Annotated in this window: 17 protein-coding genes and 1 tRNA gene; all 18 read right to left on the bottom strand. The window is 47.0% G+C overall.

Features of this window, described 5'->3' with window-relative positions; all coding sequences use genetic code 11:
- Nucleotides 1–92, bottom strand: a 92-nt coding sequence (locus tag ASC40_RS11665; RefSeq protein ID WP_018694456.1) for a GTP-binding protein, incomplete at its 3' end; no start/stop codon positions are given.
- A 59-nt stretch (nt 93–151) separates the two neighbouring features.
- Nucleotides 152–2,275: an elongation factor G gene (fusA, locus tag ASC40_RS11660; RefSeq protein ID WP_055439992.1), complete on the bottom strand. Its 2,124-nt coding sequence runs from the start codon at nt 2,273–2,275 to the stop codon at nt 152–154.
- Between the two features lie 27 nt (nt 2,276–2,302).
- On the bottom strand, nt 2,303–2,773 hold the full coding sequence (rpsG, locus tag ASC40_RS11655) for a 30S ribosomal protein S7 (RefSeq protein WP_055439991.1): 471 nt from the start codon (nt 2,771–2,773) through the stop codon (nt 2,303–2,305).
- Nucleotides 2,774–2,849: 76 nt separating this feature from the next.
- Complete coding sequence (gene rpsL, locus ASC40_RS11650; protein ID WP_034777283.1) at nt 2,850–3,224, bottom strand: 30S ribosomal protein S12; 375 nt, start codon at nt 3,222–3,224, stop codon at nt 2,850–2,852.
- Between the two features lie 177 nt (nt 3,225–3,401).
- Nucleotides 3,402–4,097 carry a LytR/AlgR family response regulator transcription factor gene (locus ASC40_RS11645; RefSeq protein ID WP_055439990.1) on the bottom strand — a complete coding sequence of 232 codons (696 nt, stop codon included), beginning with the start codon at nt 4,095–4,097 and terminating at the stop codon, nt 3,402–3,404.
- Nucleotides 4,088–5,191 carry a sensor histidine kinase gene (locus ASC40_RS11640; protein ID WP_055439989.1) on the bottom strand — a complete coding sequence of 368 codons (1,104 nt, stop codon included), beginning with the start codon at nt 5,189–5,191 and terminating at the stop codon, nt 4,088–4,090. The genes ASC40_RS11645 and ASC40_RS11640 overlap by 10 nt, the downstream gene beginning before the upstream one ends.
- On the bottom strand, nt 5,184–6,848 hold the full coding sequence (locus ASC40_RS11635; RefSeq protein WP_055439988.1) for a serine hydrolase domain-containing protein: 1,665 nt from the start codon (nt 6,846–6,848) through the stop codon (nt 5,184–5,186). Before ASC40_RS11635 ends, ASC40_RS11640 begins: the two co-directional genes overlap by 8 nt.
- Before the next feature lie 159 nt (nt 6,849–7,007).
- Nucleotides 7,008–11,246 (bottom strand): DNA-directed RNA polymerase subunit beta', encoded by a 4,239-nt coding sequence (rpoC, locus tag ASC40_RS11630; protein ID WP_055439987.1) that lies wholly within the window; start codon nt 11,244–11,246, stop codon nt 7,008–7,010.
- Between the two features lie 35 nt (nt 11,247–11,281).
- The gene (rpoB, locus tag ASC40_RS11625; RefSeq protein WP_055439986.1) at nt 11,282–15,310 is read right to left on the bottom strand and encodes a DNA-directed RNA polymerase subunit beta; all 4,029 of its coding nucleotides are present in this window, start codon (nt 15,308–15,310) and stop codon (nt 11,282–11,284) included.
- Between the two features lie 218 nt (nt 15,311–15,528).
- Nucleotides 15,529–15,903, bottom strand: a complete 375-nt coding sequence (gene rplL, locus ASC40_RS11620) for a 50S ribosomal protein L7/L12 (protein WP_055439985.1) — start codon at nt 15,901–15,903, stop codon at nt 15,529–15,531.
- A 53-nt stretch (nt 15,904–15,956) separates the two neighbouring features.
- Nucleotides 15,957–16,475, bottom strand: coding sequence for a 50S ribosomal protein L10 (gene rplJ, locus ASC40_RS11615; protein ID WP_055439984.1), 519 nt, complete (start codon nt 16,473–16,475; stop codon nt 15,957–15,959).
- Between the two features lie 233 nt (nt 16,476–16,708).
- Entirely contained in the window at nt 16,709–17,404 is a 696-nt protein-coding gene (gene rplA / locus ASC40_RS11610) for a 50S ribosomal protein L1 (protein ID WP_055439983.1), read from the bottom strand.
- Nucleotides 17,405–17,408: 4 nt separating this feature from the next.
- Complete coding sequence (gene rplK, locus ASC40_RS11605) at nt 17,409–17,837, bottom strand: 50S ribosomal protein L11 (protein WP_055439982.1); 429 nt, start codon at nt 17,835–17,837, stop codon at nt 17,409–17,411.
- 220 nt (nt 17,838–18,057) lie between these two features.
- Nucleotides 18,058–18,603: a transcription termination/antitermination protein NusG gene (gene nusG / locus ASC40_RS11600; protein ID WP_055439981.1), complete on the bottom strand. Its 546-nt coding sequence runs from the start codon at nt 18,601–18,603 to the stop codon at nt 18,058–18,060.
- Between the two features lie 3 nt (nt 18,604–18,606).
- Entirely contained in the window at nt 18,607–18,987 is a 381-nt protein-coding gene (gene secE, locus ASC40_RS11595; RefSeq protein ID WP_055439980.1) for a preprotein translocase subunit SecE, read from the bottom strand.
- Nucleotides 18,988–19,112: 125 nt separating this feature from the next.
- Nucleotides 19,113–19,189 (bottom strand) — tRNA-Trp (locus tag ASC40_RS11590).
- 105 nt (nt 19,190–19,294) lie between these two features.
- Nucleotides 19,295–20,227 carry a hypothetical protein gene (locus ASC40_RS11585; protein WP_055439979.1) on the bottom strand — a complete coding sequence of 311 codons (933 nt, stop codon included), beginning with the start codon at nt 20,225–20,227 and terminating at the stop codon, nt 19,295–19,297.
- A gap of 265 nt (nt 20,228–20,492) precedes the next feature.
- Nucleotides 20,493–20,829: elongation factor Tu (locus ASC40_RS11580; RefSeq protein WP_483826416.1), on the bottom strand; the 337-nt coding region annotated here is incomplete at its 5' end.

Below are 20,829 nucleotides of genomic sequence, written 5' to 3'. Positions count from 1 at the left end.
GCAGCGGTCAGAGTAGTTTTACCGTGGTCAACGTGGCCGATTGTACCAACGTTAACGTGCGGTTTGGAACGTTCAAATTTTTCTTTTGCCATGACTTTTCCTTAACTTAAGTTAAAAGTCCGGTCCTTGGTAGAACCGGACCAGACTCTACTTAATCTTTAGTTTGACGAGCAGCAATAACCTGCTCAGCAATGTTGTTTGGTGCTTCAGCGTACTTCAAGAATTCCATTGCATAAGATGCACGGCCCTGAGTCTGCGAACGCAGGTCAGTAGCGTAACCGAACATTTCTGATAATGGAACCTGTGCACGAACCTCTTTCAGACCACCAGGAGCATCTTCCATGCCTTCGATGATACCGCGACGACGGTTCAAGTCACCAACCACGTCACCCATGAAGTCTTCAGGGGTAACAACTTCAACTTTCATCATTGGTTCAAGCAATGCTGGTTTAGCTTGTTGTGCACCTTTTTTGAAGGCCATGCTACCAGCGATTTTGAACGCCATTTCTGATGAGTCGACATCGTGGTATGAACCATCGTACAAGGTCGCTTTCACGCCAAGTACTGGGTAGCCAGCAATTACACCATTTTGCATTTGCTCTTGGATACCTTTGTCTACCGCAGGAATATATTCCTTCGGTACCACACCACCAACGATTTCGTTAACGAATTCGTAGTTAGGCGCGTCATCGTCGTTCGCATCAAAGTCCATAGGCTCAATGCGTAACCAAACGTGACCGAACTGACCACGACCACCTGATTGACGTACGAATTTACCTTCAACTTCCACTTTCTGGCGGATAGTTTCACGGTAAGCAACCTGTGGTTTACCTACGTTACATTCAACTTTGAACTCACGCTTCATACGGTCAACGATAATGTCTAGGTGAAGCTCACCCATACCAGAGATGATCGTCTGGCCAGACTCTTCGTCGGTTTTAACGCGGAACGATGGATCTTCTGCAGCCAATTTACCTAAAGCAATACCCATTTTTTCTTGGTCAGCTTTAGTTTTTGGTTCTACAGCCACAGAGATTACTGGCTCTGGAAATTCCATACGCTCAAGCGTAATCACGTTGTTCGGGTCACACAAAGTGTCACCGGTAGTTACGTCTTTCAAACCGATAGCTGCGGCAATGTCGCCCGCCAAGATTTCTTTGATTTCTTTACGGTCGTTTGCGTGCATCTGAACCATACGGCCGATACGCTCACGCTTGCTCTTAACAGGGTTATACACAGTATCGCCCTGTTTCAGAATGCCCGAGTAAACGCGCAAGAAAGTCAAAGTACCTACGAATGGGTCGGTTGCAATTTTGAACGCCAATGCTGAGAACGGCTCGTCGTCAGATGACTTACGAACGCCTTCAGATTCGTCTTCCAAAATACCACGAATCGCTTTAACTTCAGTTGGTGAAGGTAAGTATTCGATAACCGCGTCAAGCATTGCTTGAACGCCTTTGTTTTTAAACGCAGAACCACACAAACACAGAATAATTTCGTTATTCAGTGTACGTTGACGCAGACCAGCTTTAATTTCAGCTTCAGTCAATTCACCTTCTTCAAGGTATTTGTTCATCAACTCTTCGTTGGCTTCAGCAGCTGCTTCAACCAATTCGTTGTGCATTTCTTCAGCTTTGTCTTTCAACTCTGCTGGAATTTCTACGTAGTTGAAAGTCATACCCTGGTCTTCTTCATTCCAGTTAATGGCTTTCATCTTGATCAAATCTACAACGCCTTTGAAGTTGTCTTCAGTACCGATGTTCAAGTGAATTGGTACTGGAGTTGCAGCTAGACGAGTTTTGATTTGACCTACAACGCGCAAGAAGTCTGCACCGGTACGGTCCATTTTGTTTACGAACACCATACGAGGAACTTCGTATTTGTTCGCTTGGCGCCATACAGTTTCAGTTTGCGGCTGAACACCAGAAGAACCACACAGAACAACAACCGCGCCATCAAGTACACGCAGTGAACGTTCTACTTCGATAGTGAAGTCAACGTGTCCTGGAGTATCAATAACGTTAATACGGTGTTCTGGGAACTGCTGATCCATACCTTTCCAGAAAGCAGTAACAGCAGCAGAGGTAATAGTAATACCGCGCTCTTGTTCTTGCTCCATCCAGTCGGTAGTCGCCGCACCGTCATGTACCTCACCTAATTTGTGAGACAAACCGGTGTAGAACAACACACGCTCAGTGGTGGTTGTTTTACCTGCGTCTACGTGAGCACAGATACCGATGTTACGGTAACGCTCAATCGATGTTTGTCGAGCCATAAATTCCTCTTTGGGTTAACTGTGAATTTACCAGCGATAGTGTGCGAAAGCTTTGTTCGCTTCGGCCATACGGTGCACGTCTTCACGCTTCTTCACAGCAGAGCCTTTACTTTCTGATGCATCTAGCATTTCACCTGCCAGACGCTGAGCCATGGATTTTTCACCCCGAGTACGCGCAGCATCAACTAACCAACGCATAGCCAGTGCATTGCGGCGAACAGGACGTACTTCTACTGGTACTTGGTAGGTAGAACCACCAACACGACGAGATTTAACCTCGACAGTAGGACGAACGTTGTCCAACGCAGATTCGAAAATTTCAAGGTGGTCTTTGCCTGACTTCTCAGCCAGGATATCTAACGCACCGTAGATGATCTTTTCAGCGACAGATTTTTTGCCGTCAACCATGACGACATTGATAAATTTAGCCAACAACTCTGATCCGAACTTAGGGTCCGGTAGGATTTTACGTTGACCTATGACGCGTCTTCTTGGCATCTCAATATTCTCCGATTAATTCAGGGTATTCCCCAAAACTTATAAATTACAGTTTGGCCTTACTAACGGAGAACCGTTAAGACTTAGGCCGTTTCGCGCCGTACTTAGAACGTGCTTGGCGACGATCATTCACGCCTGCACAGTCGAGAGCACCACGAACTGTGTGATAACGAACACCTGGCAAGTCTTTTACACGACCGCCGCGAATCAATACGACTGAGTGCTCTTGCAAGTTGTGACCTTCACCACCGATGTACGAAGAAACTTCGTAGCCGTTAGTCAAACGCACACGGCATACTTTACGCAGTGCAGAGTTTGGCTTCTTCGGGGTAGTAGTGTAAACACGGGTACATACGCCGCGTTTTTGTGGGCAAGCCTCAAGTGCCGGAACGTTGCTTTTCACAACCGGCTTTTGACGACCTTTGCGCACCAGCTGATTAACTGTTGCCATTCATTACTCCTGATTATGTTGATGTCGCTCAACAGAATGAAAAATCCAAGTTTCCCCTTATTTTTAAGCTTGCTGTCGACAAGCCACGAGCTAATCGCCCAAATATGGGGAGGCCGAATTTTAATGGTCAATAATTGGACTGTCAAGGAAAAGCGACAATTGACTAGCTATGAGTGACTATAGCGACCAAGCCTGACGAAATGCTGCAGCTTGGCGTTTTGAGATATCAACGTGCTGGCCATTTTTCAATTCAACATGAAAACCGCCACTGATACTTGGTTCAATATGCTCAATAAATTGGGTGTTAATAATCCAACTGCGGCTCGCGCGAAAAAATACATTCGGGTCAAGCCGTTCGGCAATGGAGCCTATTGTACGATAAATAGCCGGTGTTGCGCCAGCTAAATGCACACGTGTGTAGTTGCCAAGCGCTTCAAACGCAATAATGTCAGCCACTTGCACAAAATAACATTGGTCTCGGTCTTTGATAAAAATACGCTGTTCAGCTTTAACGGTTGGCGATTGTGCTAGGCGTCGAGCTTTGTCGATAGCTTGTAACAGGCGCTCTTGGCGCACAGGCTTCAGCAAATAGTCCAACGCGTTCACCTCAAACGAACGAATGGCGTACTCGTTAAAGGCCGTCACAAAAATAACCAGTGGAACTGTTGCTGCTTGCTCTAAAACATCGAAACCATTGCCGTCTGGTAAGTCGATGTCCAGTAGCAAAAGATCAATTGCGGCATCACTTAACATGGCAAGCGCTTCGGCAACGCTTGCCGCTTCAGCCACCACTTCAACCTCAGCCAGATGCGCCAGTTGCTGCTTCAGCTCTAACCGAGCAAGTCGGCTATCGTCAACAATTGCTATGCGCATGGCAGTTGCTCCGCTGTCGCCGGCTGAAACGGTAAGGTTATTTTTAAGGTCGCTAAGGCAGCAGACTCATCACGACCAAAAATAAGCGTTGCCGCTCGGCCGTATGTGAGGTTCAACCGCGAACGGCTGTTCGCTAGGCCAATACCGGTATGCTTTTTAAGGTGCCGACGCTTGGCCCCAGTATCATCACGATTAGACTGCCGTTGCGGTGTAATCGGGTTTGTTAGTGTTATTTCTAATTGCTCGTCACTAATGCACCGTACACTTAGGTGAATACGCCCGCCTTCGGGTAAGGTCGCAATGCCATGCTTGATGGCGTTCTCAATACTCTGTTGCAACAGTAAGCGCGGAATCATCGCGCCATAAGCCTCGCTATCAATTTCATGGCTATAGTGCAGTCGCTCTTCGTACTGTATTTTGTTCAACGCAATATATTGCTCGACAATGTCGAGTTCATCACGCAACTCAACTTGAGTTTCTTTATTGGCCTGCAAACTATAGCGCAGCATGTCCGATAACTGAGTCAAGGCTTCGCGCGCTTTGGTTGGATTTTCGAGTATTAGCGCACGAATATTATTCAGCATATTGAACAAGAAATGTGGATTGAGCTGTTGCATTAATAACGCTAATTGACCTTGTGATAGAGCAAGCTCTGCATCTCGAAGCTGTCTTGAACGTATAATGGTTAAATACAGCGCGCCCCAGACAATAAGCGCTATCATCATGTTCAGGCTGTTAGGCCAATACACCATACCAATCAACGTGCTCCATTGCCCACTAGGTACCGGGTCTAACCAAGTCGTCCCCTGTAACAAGGCAATGCACACAACTAACATCGCGCCGGCAATCAAACCGCCGACAATTGCGCCAACGAGTAGAAAAACCAACTGTGCTACAAAGCTTGCCGGCTTTATCCAGCGCTTAAACCCCCAGCGCAGCAAATGGGAACACAAGGCCGCTGTGCTGATAAGAACCGCGCCAAAAATCAGTTCAGTTTTACTAAATAGAGGCTGTTGGGCGACCATAAAAATAATGCCGGCGTACACCATCCCCCAGCCTGCTAATTGATAAAACGGATAATAGAAACTATTCATGCAATTGTGCTGTTCCCGTTAATAGCTGCTCGGCATATTCATTATTGATAACCGATTGATTATTCAACACCACAATACCGCGAGAACCATCCAGATAGAAGCCAACATAAGCGCCAAAGCCAGCGGTTTGTCCGTTATGCCAAGCAAACCATTGAGCGTTTGCATCCTGCTTTAAAATCCAACCTAGCGCCTGCTGACAGCAATCACCCATGCTGAACCTTGGTGCAAACAGTTGTTGTGCTACGCGCTGCTGCTCTGCGCTCATTGTCATCATGGCCTGCACATAAGTAATCATGTCAGGTAGTGTCGAACGTACAGCTCCGGCCCCAGCCAATGCTTGGAAGTGCCATGGCGCAACCACCTGCCCTAAAGCGTCGTGACCGTCCGCTAGCGCCGCCGATTGGGTTTCATCTGCAGGTATTTGGGCAAGCGCCATCGAACTAGAACTCATTCCTAAGGGGCGAAACAATTGGCTGGTGAGCAGCTGGTTAAAGTTAGTTTCGTGCGCCTTGGCGAGCGCTTCAGCCAACAAGCCATACCCAAAGTTAGAATACTCATAGCTTTGTGCATCGGCGCCCGCATGACCAAGCAGTACCGTTGGCAAAGCCTGCTCTAACAAGGCTAAGTTATAATGGGCATATGGGTCAGTGGGGTTCGCATCGCTAAATAAATCAGCCGGTAGCCGCGGCACGCCGCTCGTATGGGTTGCTAGTTGTTCTAAGGTTATTGAACTTGGTGCCGCAGGAAAGAAGTGCTTAAGCTTTTGCTCAAGGTTCGTGGTTTCTTCGACACTGCTTTTAGCCAGCAAATAAGCCACCATGGTTTTGGTGACCGAACCAATTTCATAAGTGGTTTGCGCGTTATGGTCGGCAAAAAACTTCTGCGTGACGCCTGTAGGGGTGATCACGGCAACGGCGCCGCCGTGCTCACCCATTTTAGGCTTTGGGACTTCAACTCTCTCCTCTGCCGCGCCAAGCCTTTTAAGTGTTAGCTTACGCTCGAGGCCCTGTACAAACTTTCCGGAATACAGGCCGGGGCCTTCCGCATTGCCGGTATATGATGCTTTGATCATTGGCGATTCAAAACGCATGGTTTCGGTGTCAATGTGGAAATTCGTTAACGGTATGCCATAGCTTTGCTGGGCTGGACTGTCCAGTGATGCGTAGTAGCTATCAGCGATTACTGCCACATTTACCTGTAACGGCAATTGTGGTGCGCCATTGATAATAAGATCTCCCGCGTACCCGCCTTCAAACTTTAAGTGCTCAAGGTCTGCGTTTGAAAGACGTTGTAGTGTTAGGGGGCGTGCTCGGCCTTGGGTAAAGGTGCCAGCAATCACATCACCATTGATAGTTCCCGTAAATTCAGCTTGTAAGTCTTTGGCACTGAATGTCAGCGTGCCATCGGCGATAGTCACGGCGCTAAGTGCATGCCCCCATAGCCCCTGATTTGGACTATCTAACGTAACGGTTTCACCTTGAACATCAATACCGACAACCAACGCCACACCCGGTTGAACTTCTAGTTTACCGCGCCAAAGTCCGTCAAGGGCCCCGTCGGCATTGTTGGCCTTAGCAGGCTGAAACAACATGGCTGATGCCATAAGTATGCTCGACACTGCCACCAGTTTTTTGATTAAGTGATAATACGTAGTCATGTTTTTTCTCCAGAACATAGCTTATATAGGCAGTGTAGTGGAATTTCTTCAACAGCATATGCTTATATGACAAACGGGAATATAAGCGGATAAGCGGCAACAAAAAAGCCAGCTTGATTGCTCAAGCTGGCTTTTGCTAGCACGTTAACTAATTAACGCTTATTCGGTAGCATCACCGTTGTCCGAACCTTCGTTACCGAAGTTCAAAGCGTCAGCTAATTGCTGCTCTGCTTCTTCTGCGGTTAAACGCGGCGCTTCAGTACCTGCCAACGCTTCAGCACGCTTGCGCGCACGTTCGCGGTGGTAAGCGAAACCAGTACCAGCTGGAATCAAGCGACCAACAATAACGTTCTCTTTCAAGCCACGTAATGGGTCTTGCTTGCCTTGTACGGCTGCTTCGGTCAATACGCGCGTGGTTTCTTGGAACGACGCAGCAGAGATGAACGACTCAGTCGACAATGACGCTTTGGTGATACCTAATAACTGACGCTCATACGAAGCTGGAATCTTACCTTCTGCTTCCGCTTTCGCGTTGGCAGCAAGTACTTCAGACAGCTCCATCATTTCACCTTCAAGCAGTTCAGTTTCGCCTGGGTTCAAGATAATCGCCTTACGCAACATCTGACGCACGATGGTCTCAATGTGCTTATCGTTAATCTTAACGCCCTGTAAGCGATAAACTTCTTGTACTTCGTTCACGATATAGTTCGCAAGTGCGCTTACGCCACGCAGACGTAAAATATCGTGTGGAGCTTCTGGACCATCGGCAATAACTTCACCTTTAGTCACTTGCTCACCTTCGAAGATGTTCAGCTGACGATACTTCGGAATCATCTCTTCGTACTGCTCGTTACCATCCGTAGGGGTGATAATTAAGCGGCGTTTGCCTTTGGTTTCTTTACCAAAGCTAACGGTACCAGAGACTTCTGCCAAAATTGCAGGCTCTTTCGGACGACGTGCTTCGAACAAGTCGGCAACGCGCGGTAGACCACCGGTAATATCGCGTGTTTTTGAACCTTCTTGTGGAATACGTGCAACCGTGTCACCCACTTTCACTTCAGCGTTATCTTCAAGGTTGATAATCGCGTTACCTGGCAAGAAGTACTGCGCTGGCATATCAGTACCAACAATGTTCACGTCTTTACCTTTCGCGTCGACCAGTTTCACCATAGGACGCATGTCTTTACCGGCGCTGGTACGTTGACCTGTTTCAAGCACAACAATACTTGAAAGGCCTGTCAGCTCGTCGGTTTGACGGGTCATAGTTACGCCGTCGATCAAGTCAACAAACTTCAGACGACCTGCTACTTCGGTGATGATTGGGTGCGTGTGTGGATCCCAGTTTGCAACGATTTCGCCCGCATCAACTGCGTCGCCTTCGTTCTTCTTCAGAATCGCACCGTAAGGCACTTTGTAGCGCTCACGCTCACGACCAAATTCGTCAATTAGCGTTAATTCTGTAGAACGTGACGTGATAACCAAGTGGCTGTCACTGTTTTCTACGAACTTCGCGTTATGAAGCTTCAGGGTACCCTTGTTCTTCACTTGAATATTGTTGGCTGCAGAGTCACGCGATGCCGCACCACCAATGTGGAACGTACGCATGGTTAACTGTGTACCTGGCTCACCGATTGACTGTGCCGCGATAACACCAACGGCCTCGCCTTGGTTCACCAAGTGGCCACGCGCTAGGTCACGACCGTAACAGTTCGCGCACACACCAAAGTCGGTGTCACAGGTGATTACTGAGCGTACTTTTACTTGGTCGACAGAGTTTTGCTCTAACACGTCACACATTTTCTCGTCGAGTAATGTGTTACGCGGAATAAGCACGTCGTCGCTACCAGGCATAAATACGTCGTCACACACAACACGACCCAATACGCGCTCACGCAATGGTTCTACTACGTCGCCACCTTCAATTAATGGCTTAACGAACAAGCCGTCTTCGGTGCCACAATCGTCTTCAACGATAACGACGTCTTGTGCTACGTCAACCAAACGACGTGTCAAGTAACCCGAGTTTGCTGTCTTCAATGCGGTATCGGCCAAACCTTTACGCGCACCGTGGGTTGAGATGAAGTACTGAAGTACGTTCAAACCTTCACGGAAGTTCGCAACGATTGGGGTTTCGATGATTGAGCCATCTGGCTTCGCCATCAAACCACGCATACCGGCCAACTGACGAATCTGTGCGGGGCTACCACGAGCGCCCGAGTCCGCCATCATATAAACCGAGTTGAACGAGTCTTGCTGTTCTTCTTCGCCTTGCGCGTTGATAACAGTTTCTTTCGACAAGTTTTCCATCATCGCTTTCGAAACTTTCTCGTTCGCGGTAGACCAAATATCGATAACCTTGTTGTATTTCTCACCAGCGGTTACCAAGCCTTGCTCGAACTGCTCTTGAATTTCTGCAACTTCTTCTTCTGCTGCGTCGATAATGTCTTTCTTCGCATCAGGAATAACCATGTCATCAATACCAACTGACGCACCCGCAATCATTGCGTAGTGGAAACCGGTATACATGATTTGGTCAGCAAAAATTACCGTCGGCTTCAAGCCAAGATCACGGTATGAACGGTTCAACAAGCGACCAATCTGCTTTTTACCCATGGTTTGATTGATCATGTCAAATGGCATGCCGGTCGGCAAAATCAACGACAAAATCGCACGACCCACAGTAGTGTCATACAGTTTGGTGGTTGTGGTGGTCACACCTTCTTCGTCTGTCAACGTTTCAGTGATACGTACTTTTACGCGTGCGTGCAGCTCAGCATCTTTGTTACGGTATGCTTTTTCGGCTTCTTTAGCGTTTTTAAACGCCATGCCTTCGCCTTTCGCGTTGATTTTTTCGCGCGTCATATAGTACAGACCCAATACAACGTCCTGTGAAGGAACGATAATTGGATCACCACTTGCCGGTGACAAAATGTTGTTGGTTGACATCATCAACGCACGCGCTTCAAGTTGCGCTTCAAGCGTTAATGGCAAGTGAACCGCCATTTGGTCACCATCGAAGTCGGCGTTATAAGCCGCACACACCAATGGGTGCAACTGAATAGCCTTACCTTCGATAAGTACTGGTTCGAACGCCTGAATACCCAAACGGTGCAAGGTTGGTGCACGGTTCAGCATAACTGGGTGTTCTTTGATAACTTCGTCAAGCACGTCCCAAACTTCTGGAATTTCGCGCTCAACCATTTTCTTCGCAGCTTTGATAGTCGTAGCTAAGCCACGGCCTTCCAATTTGCCATAGATAAACGGCTTGAATAGCTCAAGTGCCATTTTCTTCGGCAAACCACACTGGTGCAAACGTAACTTAGGACCAACTGTGATTACAGAACGGCCTGAGTAATCAACACGTTTACCCAACAAGTTCTGACGGAAACGACCCTGTTTACCTTTGATCATGTCTGCCAAAGATTTCAGTGGGCGTTTGTTGGTGCCTGTAATAGCACGGCCACGACGACCGTTGTCTAACAACGCATCAACCGCTTCTTGCAACATACGTTTTTCGTTACGCACAATAATGTCTGGCGCAGCAAGGTCTAACAAACGCTTCAAACGGTTGTTACGGTTAATGACGCGACGGTATAAGTCGTTCAAGTCTGAGGTTGCAAAGCGGCCACCATCTAGTGGTACCAACGGACGCAAATCTGGTGGTAACACTGGCAACACTTTTAAGATCATCCACTCTGGCTTGTTGCCTGAGTTATGGAATGATTCAAGTAACTTCAAACGCTTGCTAATTTTCTTACGCTTGGTTTCCGAGTTGGTTTCTGGCAACTCTTCACGCAATTGCTTGATATCGCCTTCGATATCAATGTGTTGTAACAATGACAACACGGCTTCTGCGCCCATTTTCGCTTCGAATTCATCGCCGTGCATTTCAAGCGCATCCAAATACTCTTCTTCAGTAAGAATTTGGCCACGCTCAAGATCCGTCATGCCGGCTTCGGTCACAACGTATGATTCGAAATACAATACGCGCTCAATATCACGCAAGGTCATATCAAGCATCAAACCGATACGGCTTGGCAGTGATTTCAAGAACCAGATGTGGGCAACAGGGCTTGCTAATTCAATGTGCCCCATGCGCTCACGACGCACTTTAGTGAGAGTTACTTCAACGCCACACTTCTCACAAATAACACCACGGTGCTTCAAGCGCTTGTATTTACCACACAAGCACTCGTAGTCTTTTACCGGGCCGAAAATGCGCGCACAGAACAACCCGTCACGCTCAGGCTTGAACGTACGGTAGTTGATCGTTTCTGGCTTTTTCACTTCACCGAAAGACCAGCTGCGGATCATATCCGGAGAAGCAAGTCCGATGCGAATCGCATCGAACTCTTCAGTCTGGTTTAACGGTTTTAAAAACTTTAATAAGTCTTTCACGATTTATCTCCTGGCAAATAGCGTCCGGTGGTGTCTCAGTCTTGGTCCAACTCAATGTTGATACCAAGCGAGCGGATTTCCTTCAGCAATACATTGAAGGATTCCGGCATTCCCGCTTCCATCCGCAGATCGTTGTCGACAATGTTTTTGTACATCTTCGTACGACCGTTTACGTCGTCCGATTTCACCGTCAACATTTCCTGCAAGGTGTAAGCTGCACCGTATGCTTCCAGTGCCCACACTTCCATCTCACCGAAGCGCTGACCACCGAACTGTGCTTTACCACCCAGCGGCTGCTGAGTAACCAAGCTGTATGAGCCGGTTGAACGCGCGTGCATCTTGTCGTCAACCAAGTGGTTCAATTTCAGCATGTACATGTAACCAACAGTTACGTCACGCTCGAAACGTTCACCGGTACGACCATCCCACAGCGTGATCTGTCCAGACTCTGGTAAATCAGCCAGTTTCAGTAGTTCTTTAATTTCGCTTTCGACTGCACCATCGAACACAGGTGTTGCGGTTGGAAGACCTTTTTTGAGGTTTTCCGCTAGGCGCAATACTTCGTCGTCGCTGAAGTCGTTAATATCAACTTCTTGACGCGTATTTCCTAGGCTGTACACCTTGTCTAAGAATTCGCGCATTTCGGCAACTTTTGCCTGACGCTTCATCATATTTTCGATTTTGGTACCAATGCCACGAGCAGCCATACCCAAGTGAGTTTCAAGGATCTGACCAATGTTCATCCGCGACGGTACACCCAACGGGTTCAATACGATATCCACTGGGGTGCCATGCTCGTCATGCGGCATATCTTCAACGGGAACAATCGTTGAAATTACACCTTTGTTACCGTGACGACCAGCTAGCTTATCACCCGGCTGAATACGACGACGAACCGCAAGGTACACTTTAACAATCTTCAGTACGCCAGGCGCTAAGTCATCGCCTTGCTCAATCTTACGACGCTTGTTCTCAAACTTAGCATCGAAGTCATTGCGAATTTCTTCGTACTGTTGGGCAATTTGCTCAAGCTGTTGCTGCGCATCTTCTTTTTTCAGGTTCTGCGTCAACCACTTGCTCTGCTCTAGGCTAGCAAGCTTAGATTCATCAAAACCGTTCGCTAACAACAAGCTGCGAGCCCGTTCAAAGATACCTTTTTCAAGAATCTTGAACTCGTCCGTTAAGTCTTTCTTCACTTGCTTCAGTTGCATTTCTTCGATGGACTTCGCACGCGCGTCTTTCTCTACGCCATCACGCGTAAATACTTGAACGTCGATAACTGTGCCGGTGACGCCGTTAGGCACACGCAGTGAGCTATCTTTTACGTCTGAAGCTTTTTCACCGAAAATTGCACGCAGCAGTTTTTCTTCTGGCGTTAATTGGGTTTCACCTTTCGGCGTCACTTTACCCACTAGGATATCGCCACCTGAAACTTCCGCACCCACATAAACGATACCGGCGTCGTCAAGCTTGTTCAGCGCAGACTCACCGACGTTTGGAATATCCGCGGTAACTTCTTCGGCACCTAGTTTGGTGTCACGCGCCACACAACTCAATTCTTGAATGTGAATCGTGGTTAAACGGTCTTCTTGAACCACGCGCTCTGAAATCAGAATCGAGTCTTCGAAGTTGTAACCGTTCCATGGCATGAATGCCACGCGCAAGTTTTGACCTAACGCCAATTCACCCATATCGGTAGACGGACCGTCTGCCAATACATCACCACGCATTACCGGCTCACCAACATTTACGGTTGGAGTTTGGTTAATACAGGTGTTCTGGTTTGAACGGGTGTATTTAATCAGGTTGTAAATATCGATACCGGCTTCGCCAGGCATCATTTCTTCTTCGTTTACCTTCACAACGATGCGGCTAGCGTCAACTTTATCAACCACACCACCGCGCTTCGCAACTACGGTTACACCCGAGTCAACTGCTACGGTACGCTCAATACCAGTACCGACTAATGGCTTGTCTGCACGCAAAGTCGGCACGGCCTGACGTTGCATGTTCGAGCCCATCAATGCACGGTTGGCGTCATCGTGTTCTAGGAACGGAATCAAGCTTGCTGCAATTGAAACGATCTGCTGCGGGGCAACGTCCATATACTGAACTTGCTCTTTTGACATCAGCGTGAATTCGTTTTTATGACGACAAGGAACGAGGTCTTCAATTAACTCGCCTTTTTCGTTCAATGCAACGTTAGCCTGTGCGATGACGAAGTTACCTTCTTCAATCGCTGACAAATAATCGACTTCGTCGGTCACCACACCATTGTCAATACGACGATATGGAGTTTCTAAGAAACCATATTCGTTGGTACGTGCAAACGTCGACAATGAGTTGATCAAACCGATGTTTGGACCTTCAGGGGTTTCGATTGGACACACGCGACCATAGTGCGTTGGGTGTACGTCTCGAACTTCAAAGCCGGCACGCTCACGCGTCAAACCGCCCGGACCTAAAGCAGAAATACGACGCTTGTGCGTAACTTCTGACAATGGGTTGTTTTGGTCCATAAACTGTGACAACTGGCTTGAACCGAAGAACTCTTTCACCGCAGCGCTAATAGGCTTGGCGTTGATTAAGTCTTGCGGCATGGTGCCGTCTAAATCGCCAAGGCTTAAGCGTTCTTTCACAGCGCGTTCAACACGCACCAAACCGACGCGGAATTGGTTTTCTGCCATTTCGCCTACTGAGCGAATACGGCGGTTACCCAAGTGGTCGATATCGTCAACTTCGTCTTGACCATTACGAATTTCGATGAGCTTACGCATCACCTCAACGATATCTTCTTTGGTCAATACACCCGGGCCAGTTAAGTCTTCACGACCTAAACGACGGTTGAACTTCATGCGGCCAACTGACGATAAGTCATAACGGTCGTCGCTGAAGAACAAGTTATCAAACAAAGTTTCAGCCGCTTCTTTGGTTGGCGGCTCGCCTGGACGCATCATGCGGTAGATTTCTACCAACGCTTCTAAGCGGTTGTTGGTTGAATCAATGCGCAAGGTCTCGCTCATGTACGGGCCATGATCAAGATCGTTGACGAACAGGGTTTCGAATTTCTTAAAGCCAGCTTCGCGTAACTTGGCTAACAATTCCAACGTAAGCTCAGCGTTTGCTTCAGCAATCACTTCGCCAGTTTTCTTGTCAACGTAGTTTTTCGCCAATACTTTACCAACCAAATATTCAAGCGGAACTTCCATTTCTGGTTGGTTCAAGCTTGCGATTTGGTTGATATGGCGAGCAGTCACTCGACGGCCTTTTTCAACGATGATTTCACCATCGTCATTTTTAATATCGAACTTCGCTGTCTCACCGCGTAAACGCTCAGGCACTAATTGCATGAACACTTTCTTCGCACGGAATTGGAAATACGTCGTCTCGAAGAACATATCTAAAATTTCTTCGGTGCTATATTCCAAAGCGCGCAAGATAATAGACGCAGGCAGTTTACGACGGCGGTCAATACGTACGAATACGTTGTCTTTCGGGTCGAACTCAAAATCCAACCAAGAACCACGGTAAGGAATCACTCGCGCGTTGTACAACACTTTACCTGATGAGTGAGTTTTACCTTTGTCGTGATCAAAGAACACGCCCGGTGAACGGTGCAACTGAGAAACGATGACGCGCTCAGTACCATTAATTACAAAGGTACCGTTGTCCGTCATCAATGGGATTTCACCCATGTAAACTTCTTGCTCTTTAATATCTTTTACGGTGCCTGCCGCCGCTTCTTTATCAAAAAGCACTAGGCGCAGTTTCACCCGCAAAGGAGCTGCGTAGGTAATACCACGAATTTGACATTCTTGTACGTCAAATACTGGCTCACCAAGGTGATAGCTCACGTACTGCAATTCCGAATTACCTGAATATGCGGTAATCGGAAATACTGAGCGGAATGCCGCTTCCAGACCGTTGTTGCCTTCTGGATCCGGCTCGATGAATTTTTTAAATGAATCTAATTGGATTGACAGCAGGTATGGCACCTCAAGTACATGAGGGCGCTTACCAAAATCCTTGCGAATACGTTTTTTCTCAGAGTAGGAGTACGCCATGGGGTTCCTCAGCTAGCTGATTGATGACCCTAACCACCGGAGTAGGAGTCGATGGTTAAAAACAAACTACTTAAAGCTTGTCGTTCCCGTTTTTGTCACCGCGAGCATGCACCCCAATAACGGGCAAAAATGATACATGCTTTACAGCGCAAAAAGGCTGGTAGCAAAATTGCCACCAGCCCTAGGCCTAAAAGGCCAAGTTATGTAAGTGGTTAAACTTACTTAACTTCAACTTCCGCACCAGCTTCAGTCAATTCTTTAGCAAGTGCTTCTGCGTCTTCTTTGCTGATGCCTTCTTTAACAGCAACAGGTGCAGACTCAACCATGTCTTTAGCTTCTTTCAAGCCAAGACCAGTTGCGCCGCGAACTGCTTTGATAGCTGCTACTTTGTTAGCGCCAGCAGATTTCAAGATTACGTCAAATTCAGTTTTCTCTTCTGCAGCTTCTGCGGCAGCAGCTGGACCAGCTGCAACAGCAACAGCAGCTGAAGCGTCAACACCGAATTTTTCTTCTGCAGCTTCGATCAACTCAACCAATTCCATAACTGGCATTTCAGCGATCGCATTCAAAATATCTTCTTTAGTAAGAGCCATAACTCTAAACTCCTGGGTTATAAATTACAAAAAAATGGTTAAAAAAACCGCTTCTATTTAGCGTCTTTAATTGCCGACAACACACGCACAAATTTAGTAGGTACTTCGTTAATAGTACGAACGAACTTACTAACAGGCGCTTTGAAGGTTGCGAGCAATTTCGCCAATGCTTCGTCGCGAGTCGGAAGTGATGCAACAGCGTCAAGCTTGTCTGCGCCCATCAGGCCTGAGCCAATTGATAGTGCAGTAACTTTCAGGTGCTTATTCTCTTTAGCGAAATCTTTAAACAAACGCGCAGCTGAACCTGGTGCGTCGATAGAGAAACCGTAGATCAAAGGACCTGTTAACGCTGAGTCCATGTCCTCAAATTTCGTGTCAATAAATGCACGCTTCGCGAGAGTGTTCCGAATAACTTTCAGATACACGCCTTGCTCACGAGCTTGACGACGAAGTTGGGTCATGTCCGCAACTTCCATACCACGATACTCAGCAACAGCGACGGATAGAGCGTTTGAAGCAACATCGTTAATTTCTTTAACGATCGCTTGTTTTGCTACTAAACCTAGTGCCACTAGTATCACCTCTTTGTTTGGCCCGCCGTGCAAGCACTTTGGGCCTATCGTTACACATAGGCAGATAAACTACTTCTGCCACGTTGTCACGGTGAATCTCTTACCCAGAGAGTCTGGATCGGATATCACCATCTGCGCAGGAAATTAAGTGTCGCTGAATAGTCTCTCTCGAGAGGTCAGCCGCGATACACCTGCGGTCTTGGACGGGAGCTACAGCTCCAACCCATAAAACCTTAAGCTACAGTCAACGTACCTTGGTCGATGGCTACACCAGCGCCCATAGTGGTTGATAAGCTTACTTTCTTGATGAACTGACCTTTTGCAGAAGAAGGCTTCGCTTTCTTCAGGGCCGCCAACAAGGCTTCTAAATTTTCTTTCAATTTGTCGTTATCGAAATCAACTTTACCGATAGTCGCGTGGATGATACCCGCTTTATCGTTACGATAACGAATCTGACCTGCTTTAGCATTTTGCACAGCAGTTGCAACGTCTGGAGTTACGGTACCAGTTTTAGGGTTTGGCATTAAGCCGCGCGGGCCTAAGATTTGACCTAACATACCAACAACACGCATAGCGTCTGGAGAAGCGATAACAACGTCAAAGTTCATTTCGCCTTTCTTAACTTGCTCAGCTAAGTCTTCCATACCTACTAAGTCTGCACCAGCTGCTTTCGCTTTTTCAGCGTTTGCACCGCTAGTGAAAACTGCTACACGTACGTCACGACCAGTGCCGTTTGGTAGTACAGTTGCACCACGAACGTTTTGGTCAGATTTACGAGCGTCGATACCCAAGTTTACAGATACATCAACGCTTTCTTTGAATTTTGCAGTTGCTAATTCTTTCAATAAGTTAATTGCTTCGTTGATTTCGTAATCACGAGCTTCAACTTTTTCACGGATAAGACGTGCACGTTTCGTTAACTTAGCCATCTTATTAACCCTCCACCTTCAGGCCCATCGCACGAGCTGAACCGGCGATAGTACGAACTGCTGCGTCAAGGTCAGCCGCTGTTAAGTCTGGCTCTTTAACCTTGGCAATTTCTTCTAACTGAGCGCGAGTAACGGTACCCACTTTCTCGGTGTTAGGACGACCTGAACCACTCTTAATGCCTGCTGCTTTCTTCAACAAGAATGCTGCTGGAGGAGTTTTGGTGATAAAGGTGAACGAGCGGTCTTCAAAAACGCTAATTTCAACAGGAACTGGCGCGCCTTTTTCAAGTTGGTCAGTTGCTGCGTTGAACGCTTTACAGAATTCCATGATGTTCACACCGTGCTGACCCAAAGCTGGACCAACTGGTGGTGACGGATTAGCTGCACCAGCTGCTACTTGCAGCTTGATAATAGCTTTTAACTTCTTAGCCATGTTTATGCCTCTTGGTTGTGGGTCAAACGCCTCGTAAATCTAAGAGTTGACTTACTCTAACGGCTCCCCAATATAAAAAAGGAGGCGAATTATAGTCCTATTCGCCCCTCATTGCAAGAGATCAGTTATTAGCTATTTGATATTAGATATTAGCTGACCGCTTCAAATTGTGTTTTGGCTAATATCAGATATCAATTAGCCAATATCGTACTTGTATTTGTTAAGCTTTTTCAACCTGGCCGAACTCGAGTTCGACTGGTGTAGCGCGACCGAAAATAGACACCGACACCGTCAAACGGCTCTTCTCGTAATCGACGCTTTCAACCGTACCGTTGAAATCGGCAAACGGACCGTCGTTAACACGCACAACTTCGCCTGGTTCGAACAAGGTTTTCGGCTTCGGCTTATCAACCGACTCTTGCAGACGGTTTAAGATAGTGTCAGCTTCTTTTTGGGTAATTGGTGTAGGACGCTCTTGCGTACCGCCAATAAAACCAAGTACGCGCGGAATGCTTTTCACTAGGTGCCACGCGTCTTCATCCATCGCCATTTCTACCAGCACGTAACCTGGGAAAAACTTGCGCTCGCTTTTTGCGCGCTTACCAGCTTTCATTTCGACAACTTCTTCGGTTGGCACTAACACTTCACCAAACTTGTCTTCCATGCCGTTCATTTTGATGTGTTCACGCAGTGATTCGGCAACACGTTTCTCGTAACCAGAGAAAGCTTGAACCACGTACCAGCGTTTTTTTACTTGATCAGTCATCGATTAAAACTCCAGTCCGGTGAAGAAGCCAACAACACGAACCAATATCGCATCCATACCCCATAAAATGAGTGACACGATAGCGGTGGCCACAACAACAATAATGGTTGTTTGAGTTGCTTCTTGGCGTGATGGCCAAACTACACGACGCGTTTCAGCACGGCTTTCTTTCGCAAAGCTACGGAAACGGCGACCTTTGGCAGTCATACCAGCAATAACGCCGGCAATAATAACGAGTACAACAACGCCAATGGCGCGGTAAAGTACTGAAACTTGTTCGCCATAATAGTAGTTACCCAATACTGCGGCTGCGAGCAAGGCAATAGCGACGATCCATTTTAAGCCGTCGAGTGAGCTGCTTTGCGTTTCGGTGTTTGCACTCATTATTTAATCCTGTAATTAAAACCAAAGTCGATATTAGCTATTAGATATTGGATATTAGTGAAAGCACTAAAATCTGAACGATTCTCTCTAATATCTAATATCCAATAGCTAATAGCTGCTTTAAATGGCAGGGGTGGAGGGATTCGAACCCCCAACCGTCGGTTTTGGAGACCGCTGTTCTACCAATTGGAACTACACCCCTGCATATTCTGTTTATGTGACAGAAACGGACGCTGTATTATACCGATCAAACGCGTTAAAACAAGGCGTGTATTGAACTGGATATTAAGATATTACTTGGTCGATCTTATGGCTGCGCTTTGTCGGAGTCTAGTCGGCGAAGTGCGCGCCATTTATCGTTCACCACTTCGGATTGTTGCGCGTTAGGCCAACCCAAGAGTTTATCGACGACTTGTCCATTATGAAGGAAATAAAAAACTGGAAACTGGTAGAAATAAATCTCGTCAGTCGTGTACTGATCATTAAGCACGAGCACAAATTGATGAGCTGGTAAACGTTTGGATAAATCAACAATATTCTTGGGGGCTGAGTTAGAAAATTGGCCAAAAGCAAAAGTAAGTTCAATGTCCGAATCGAATTCGCTTTCACCAGATTCGAGTGCGCTAAACATTTTTTGCGAAAACCCACAAAACAAATCAGCAACGACCAACACTTCAAAGTTATCGAAGCTTAAATTTGTCATGCTGAAGTTACTATGTTCAACGTTGATGAATTGCTCTATTTGAGGCCACTCTTTAAGAGTTAAATCAGATACTACATAGTCATTCGGCCAATTGTTAAACCGTTCATAATCGCGCAATTGCCATGTTAGCCGATAATACAAATCGATATCTTTTTGAATCTCAGAACGTTGAGTACTATCTAATTGCGCATCAATGTATTCTTGATAAAAGCGTAATGCCTTGGTATCGCCGGTAATATGCACATAAGGCTTCAAAACCGTACGCAACTGCGCCCCCTCATCTACCTCTTCGCACAGACTCGCCCCTTCAACAATCTCTCCGATTTTCGAAAACAGCTGTTTTGCAACAAGATCGGGCACTCCCACGTCGGCTGAGGGAGTCGCCTCATAGGCGTCAATCAAATCAAAATACTCATCAACCTTTTTCAACACATCAGGACGACATTGGCTGTAAGGAGGGACTTCAATAGACCAAGCATTTGGGACAAAGACACTAAGCCCAATAAGAGTAGCTAGCGTGTAGTTTCGCAATATCATTATACAGTAAGCCCAAGCCGCTCAATACCTCTATCTGTCGACCCTAAAACCCTCAAACATCATAGAAAATATCAGACTGGTATATAACATCTTCATAGCGACCTCCACTCTACAGGTTTTCAGCAAAGAAAATTAGATAAGAAAGAAGAAGATGTCAAGTTAGCGCACGAATGACCAACCTGGTTCCGGAAACAAAAAAAGGGAGCCGAAGCTCCCCTTTCAAAACAACCCGGCGTAGAACGCCGGGCTACAACCCCGAAAGGTCTTAAGCGATGATCTTAGATACTACGCCTGCGCCTACAGTACGACCACCTTCACGAATCGCGAAACGAAGACCTTCGTCCATCGCGATTGGGTGAATCAGTTCTACTACGAACTTCAGGTTGTCGCCTGGCATGACCATTTCTACGCCTTCTGGCAATTCTACTGCACCAGTTACGTCAGTGGTACGGAAGTAGAACTGTGGACGGTAGCCTTTGAAGAATGGCGTATGACGGCCACCTTCTTCTTTGGTCAATACGTACACTTCAGCTTCAAACTGAGTGTGTGGAGTGATTGAGCCTGGCTTCGCCAATACTTGGCCACGCTGAATTTCGTCACGC

This window comes from Pseudidiomarina woesei (genome assembly GCF_001418345.1).
Classification (GTDB): domain Bacteria; phylum Pseudomonadota; class Gammaproteobacteria; order Enterobacterales; family Alteromonadaceae; genus Pseudidiomarina; species Pseudidiomarina woesei.
The sequence above is the reverse complement of the archived record's forward strand: the minus strand, read 5'-3'. Positions and strand labels throughout refer to the sequence as shown.

Bases quoted from the DNA above. Each gene is read 5' to 3' on its own strand.
- ASC40_RS11645 (WP_055439990.1), bottom strand. From the start codon at position 4,097: ATGCGCATAGCAATTGTTGACGATAGCCGACTTGCTCGGTTAGAGCTG.
- rpoB (WP_055439986.1), bottom strand. From the start codon at position 15,310: ATGGCGTACTCCTACTCTGAGAAAAAACGTATTCGCAAGGATTTTGGT.
- ASC40_RS11640 (WP_055439989.1), bottom strand. From the start codon at position 5,191: ATGAATAGTTTCTATTATCCGTTTTATCAATTAGCAGGCTGGGGGATG.
- ASC40_RS11635 (WP_055439988.1), bottom strand. From the start codon at position 6,848: ATGACTACGTATTATCACTTAATCAAAAAACTGGTGGCAGTGTCGAGC.
- secE (WP_055439980.1), bottom strand. From the start codon at position 18,987: ATGAGTGCAAACACCGAAACGCAAAGCAGCTCACTCGACGGCTTAAAA.
- rplL (WP_055439985.1), bottom strand. From the start codon at position 15,903: ATGGCTCTTACTAAAGAAGATATTTTGAATGCGATCGCTGAAATGCCA.
- nusG (WP_055439981.1), bottom strand. From the start codon at position 18,603: ATGACTGATCAAGTAAAAAAACGCTGGTACGTGGTTCAAGCTTTCTCT.
- rpsL (WP_034777283.1), bottom strand. From the start codon at position 3,224: ATGGCAACAGTTAATCAGCTGGTGCGCAAAGGTCGTCAAAAGCCGGTT.
- rplK (WP_055439982.1), bottom strand. From the start codon at position 17,837: ATGGCTAAGAAGTTAAAAGCTATTATCAAGCTGCAAGTAGCAGCTGGT.
- fusA (WP_055439992.1), bottom strand. From the start codon at position 2,275: ATGGCTCGACAAACATCGATTGAGCGTTACCGTAACATCGGTATCTGT.
- rplA (WP_055439983.1), bottom strand. From the start codon at position 17,404: ATGGCTAAGTTAACGAAACGTGCACGTCTTATCCGTGAAAAAGTTGAA.
- rpsG (WP_055439991.1), bottom strand. From the start codon at position 2,773: ATGCCAAGAAGACGCGTCATAGGTCAACGTAAAATCCTACCGGACCCT.
- ASC40_RS11585 (WP_055439979.1), bottom strand. From the start codon at position 20,227: ATGATATTGCGAAACTACACGCTAGCTACTCTTATTGGGCTTAGTGTC.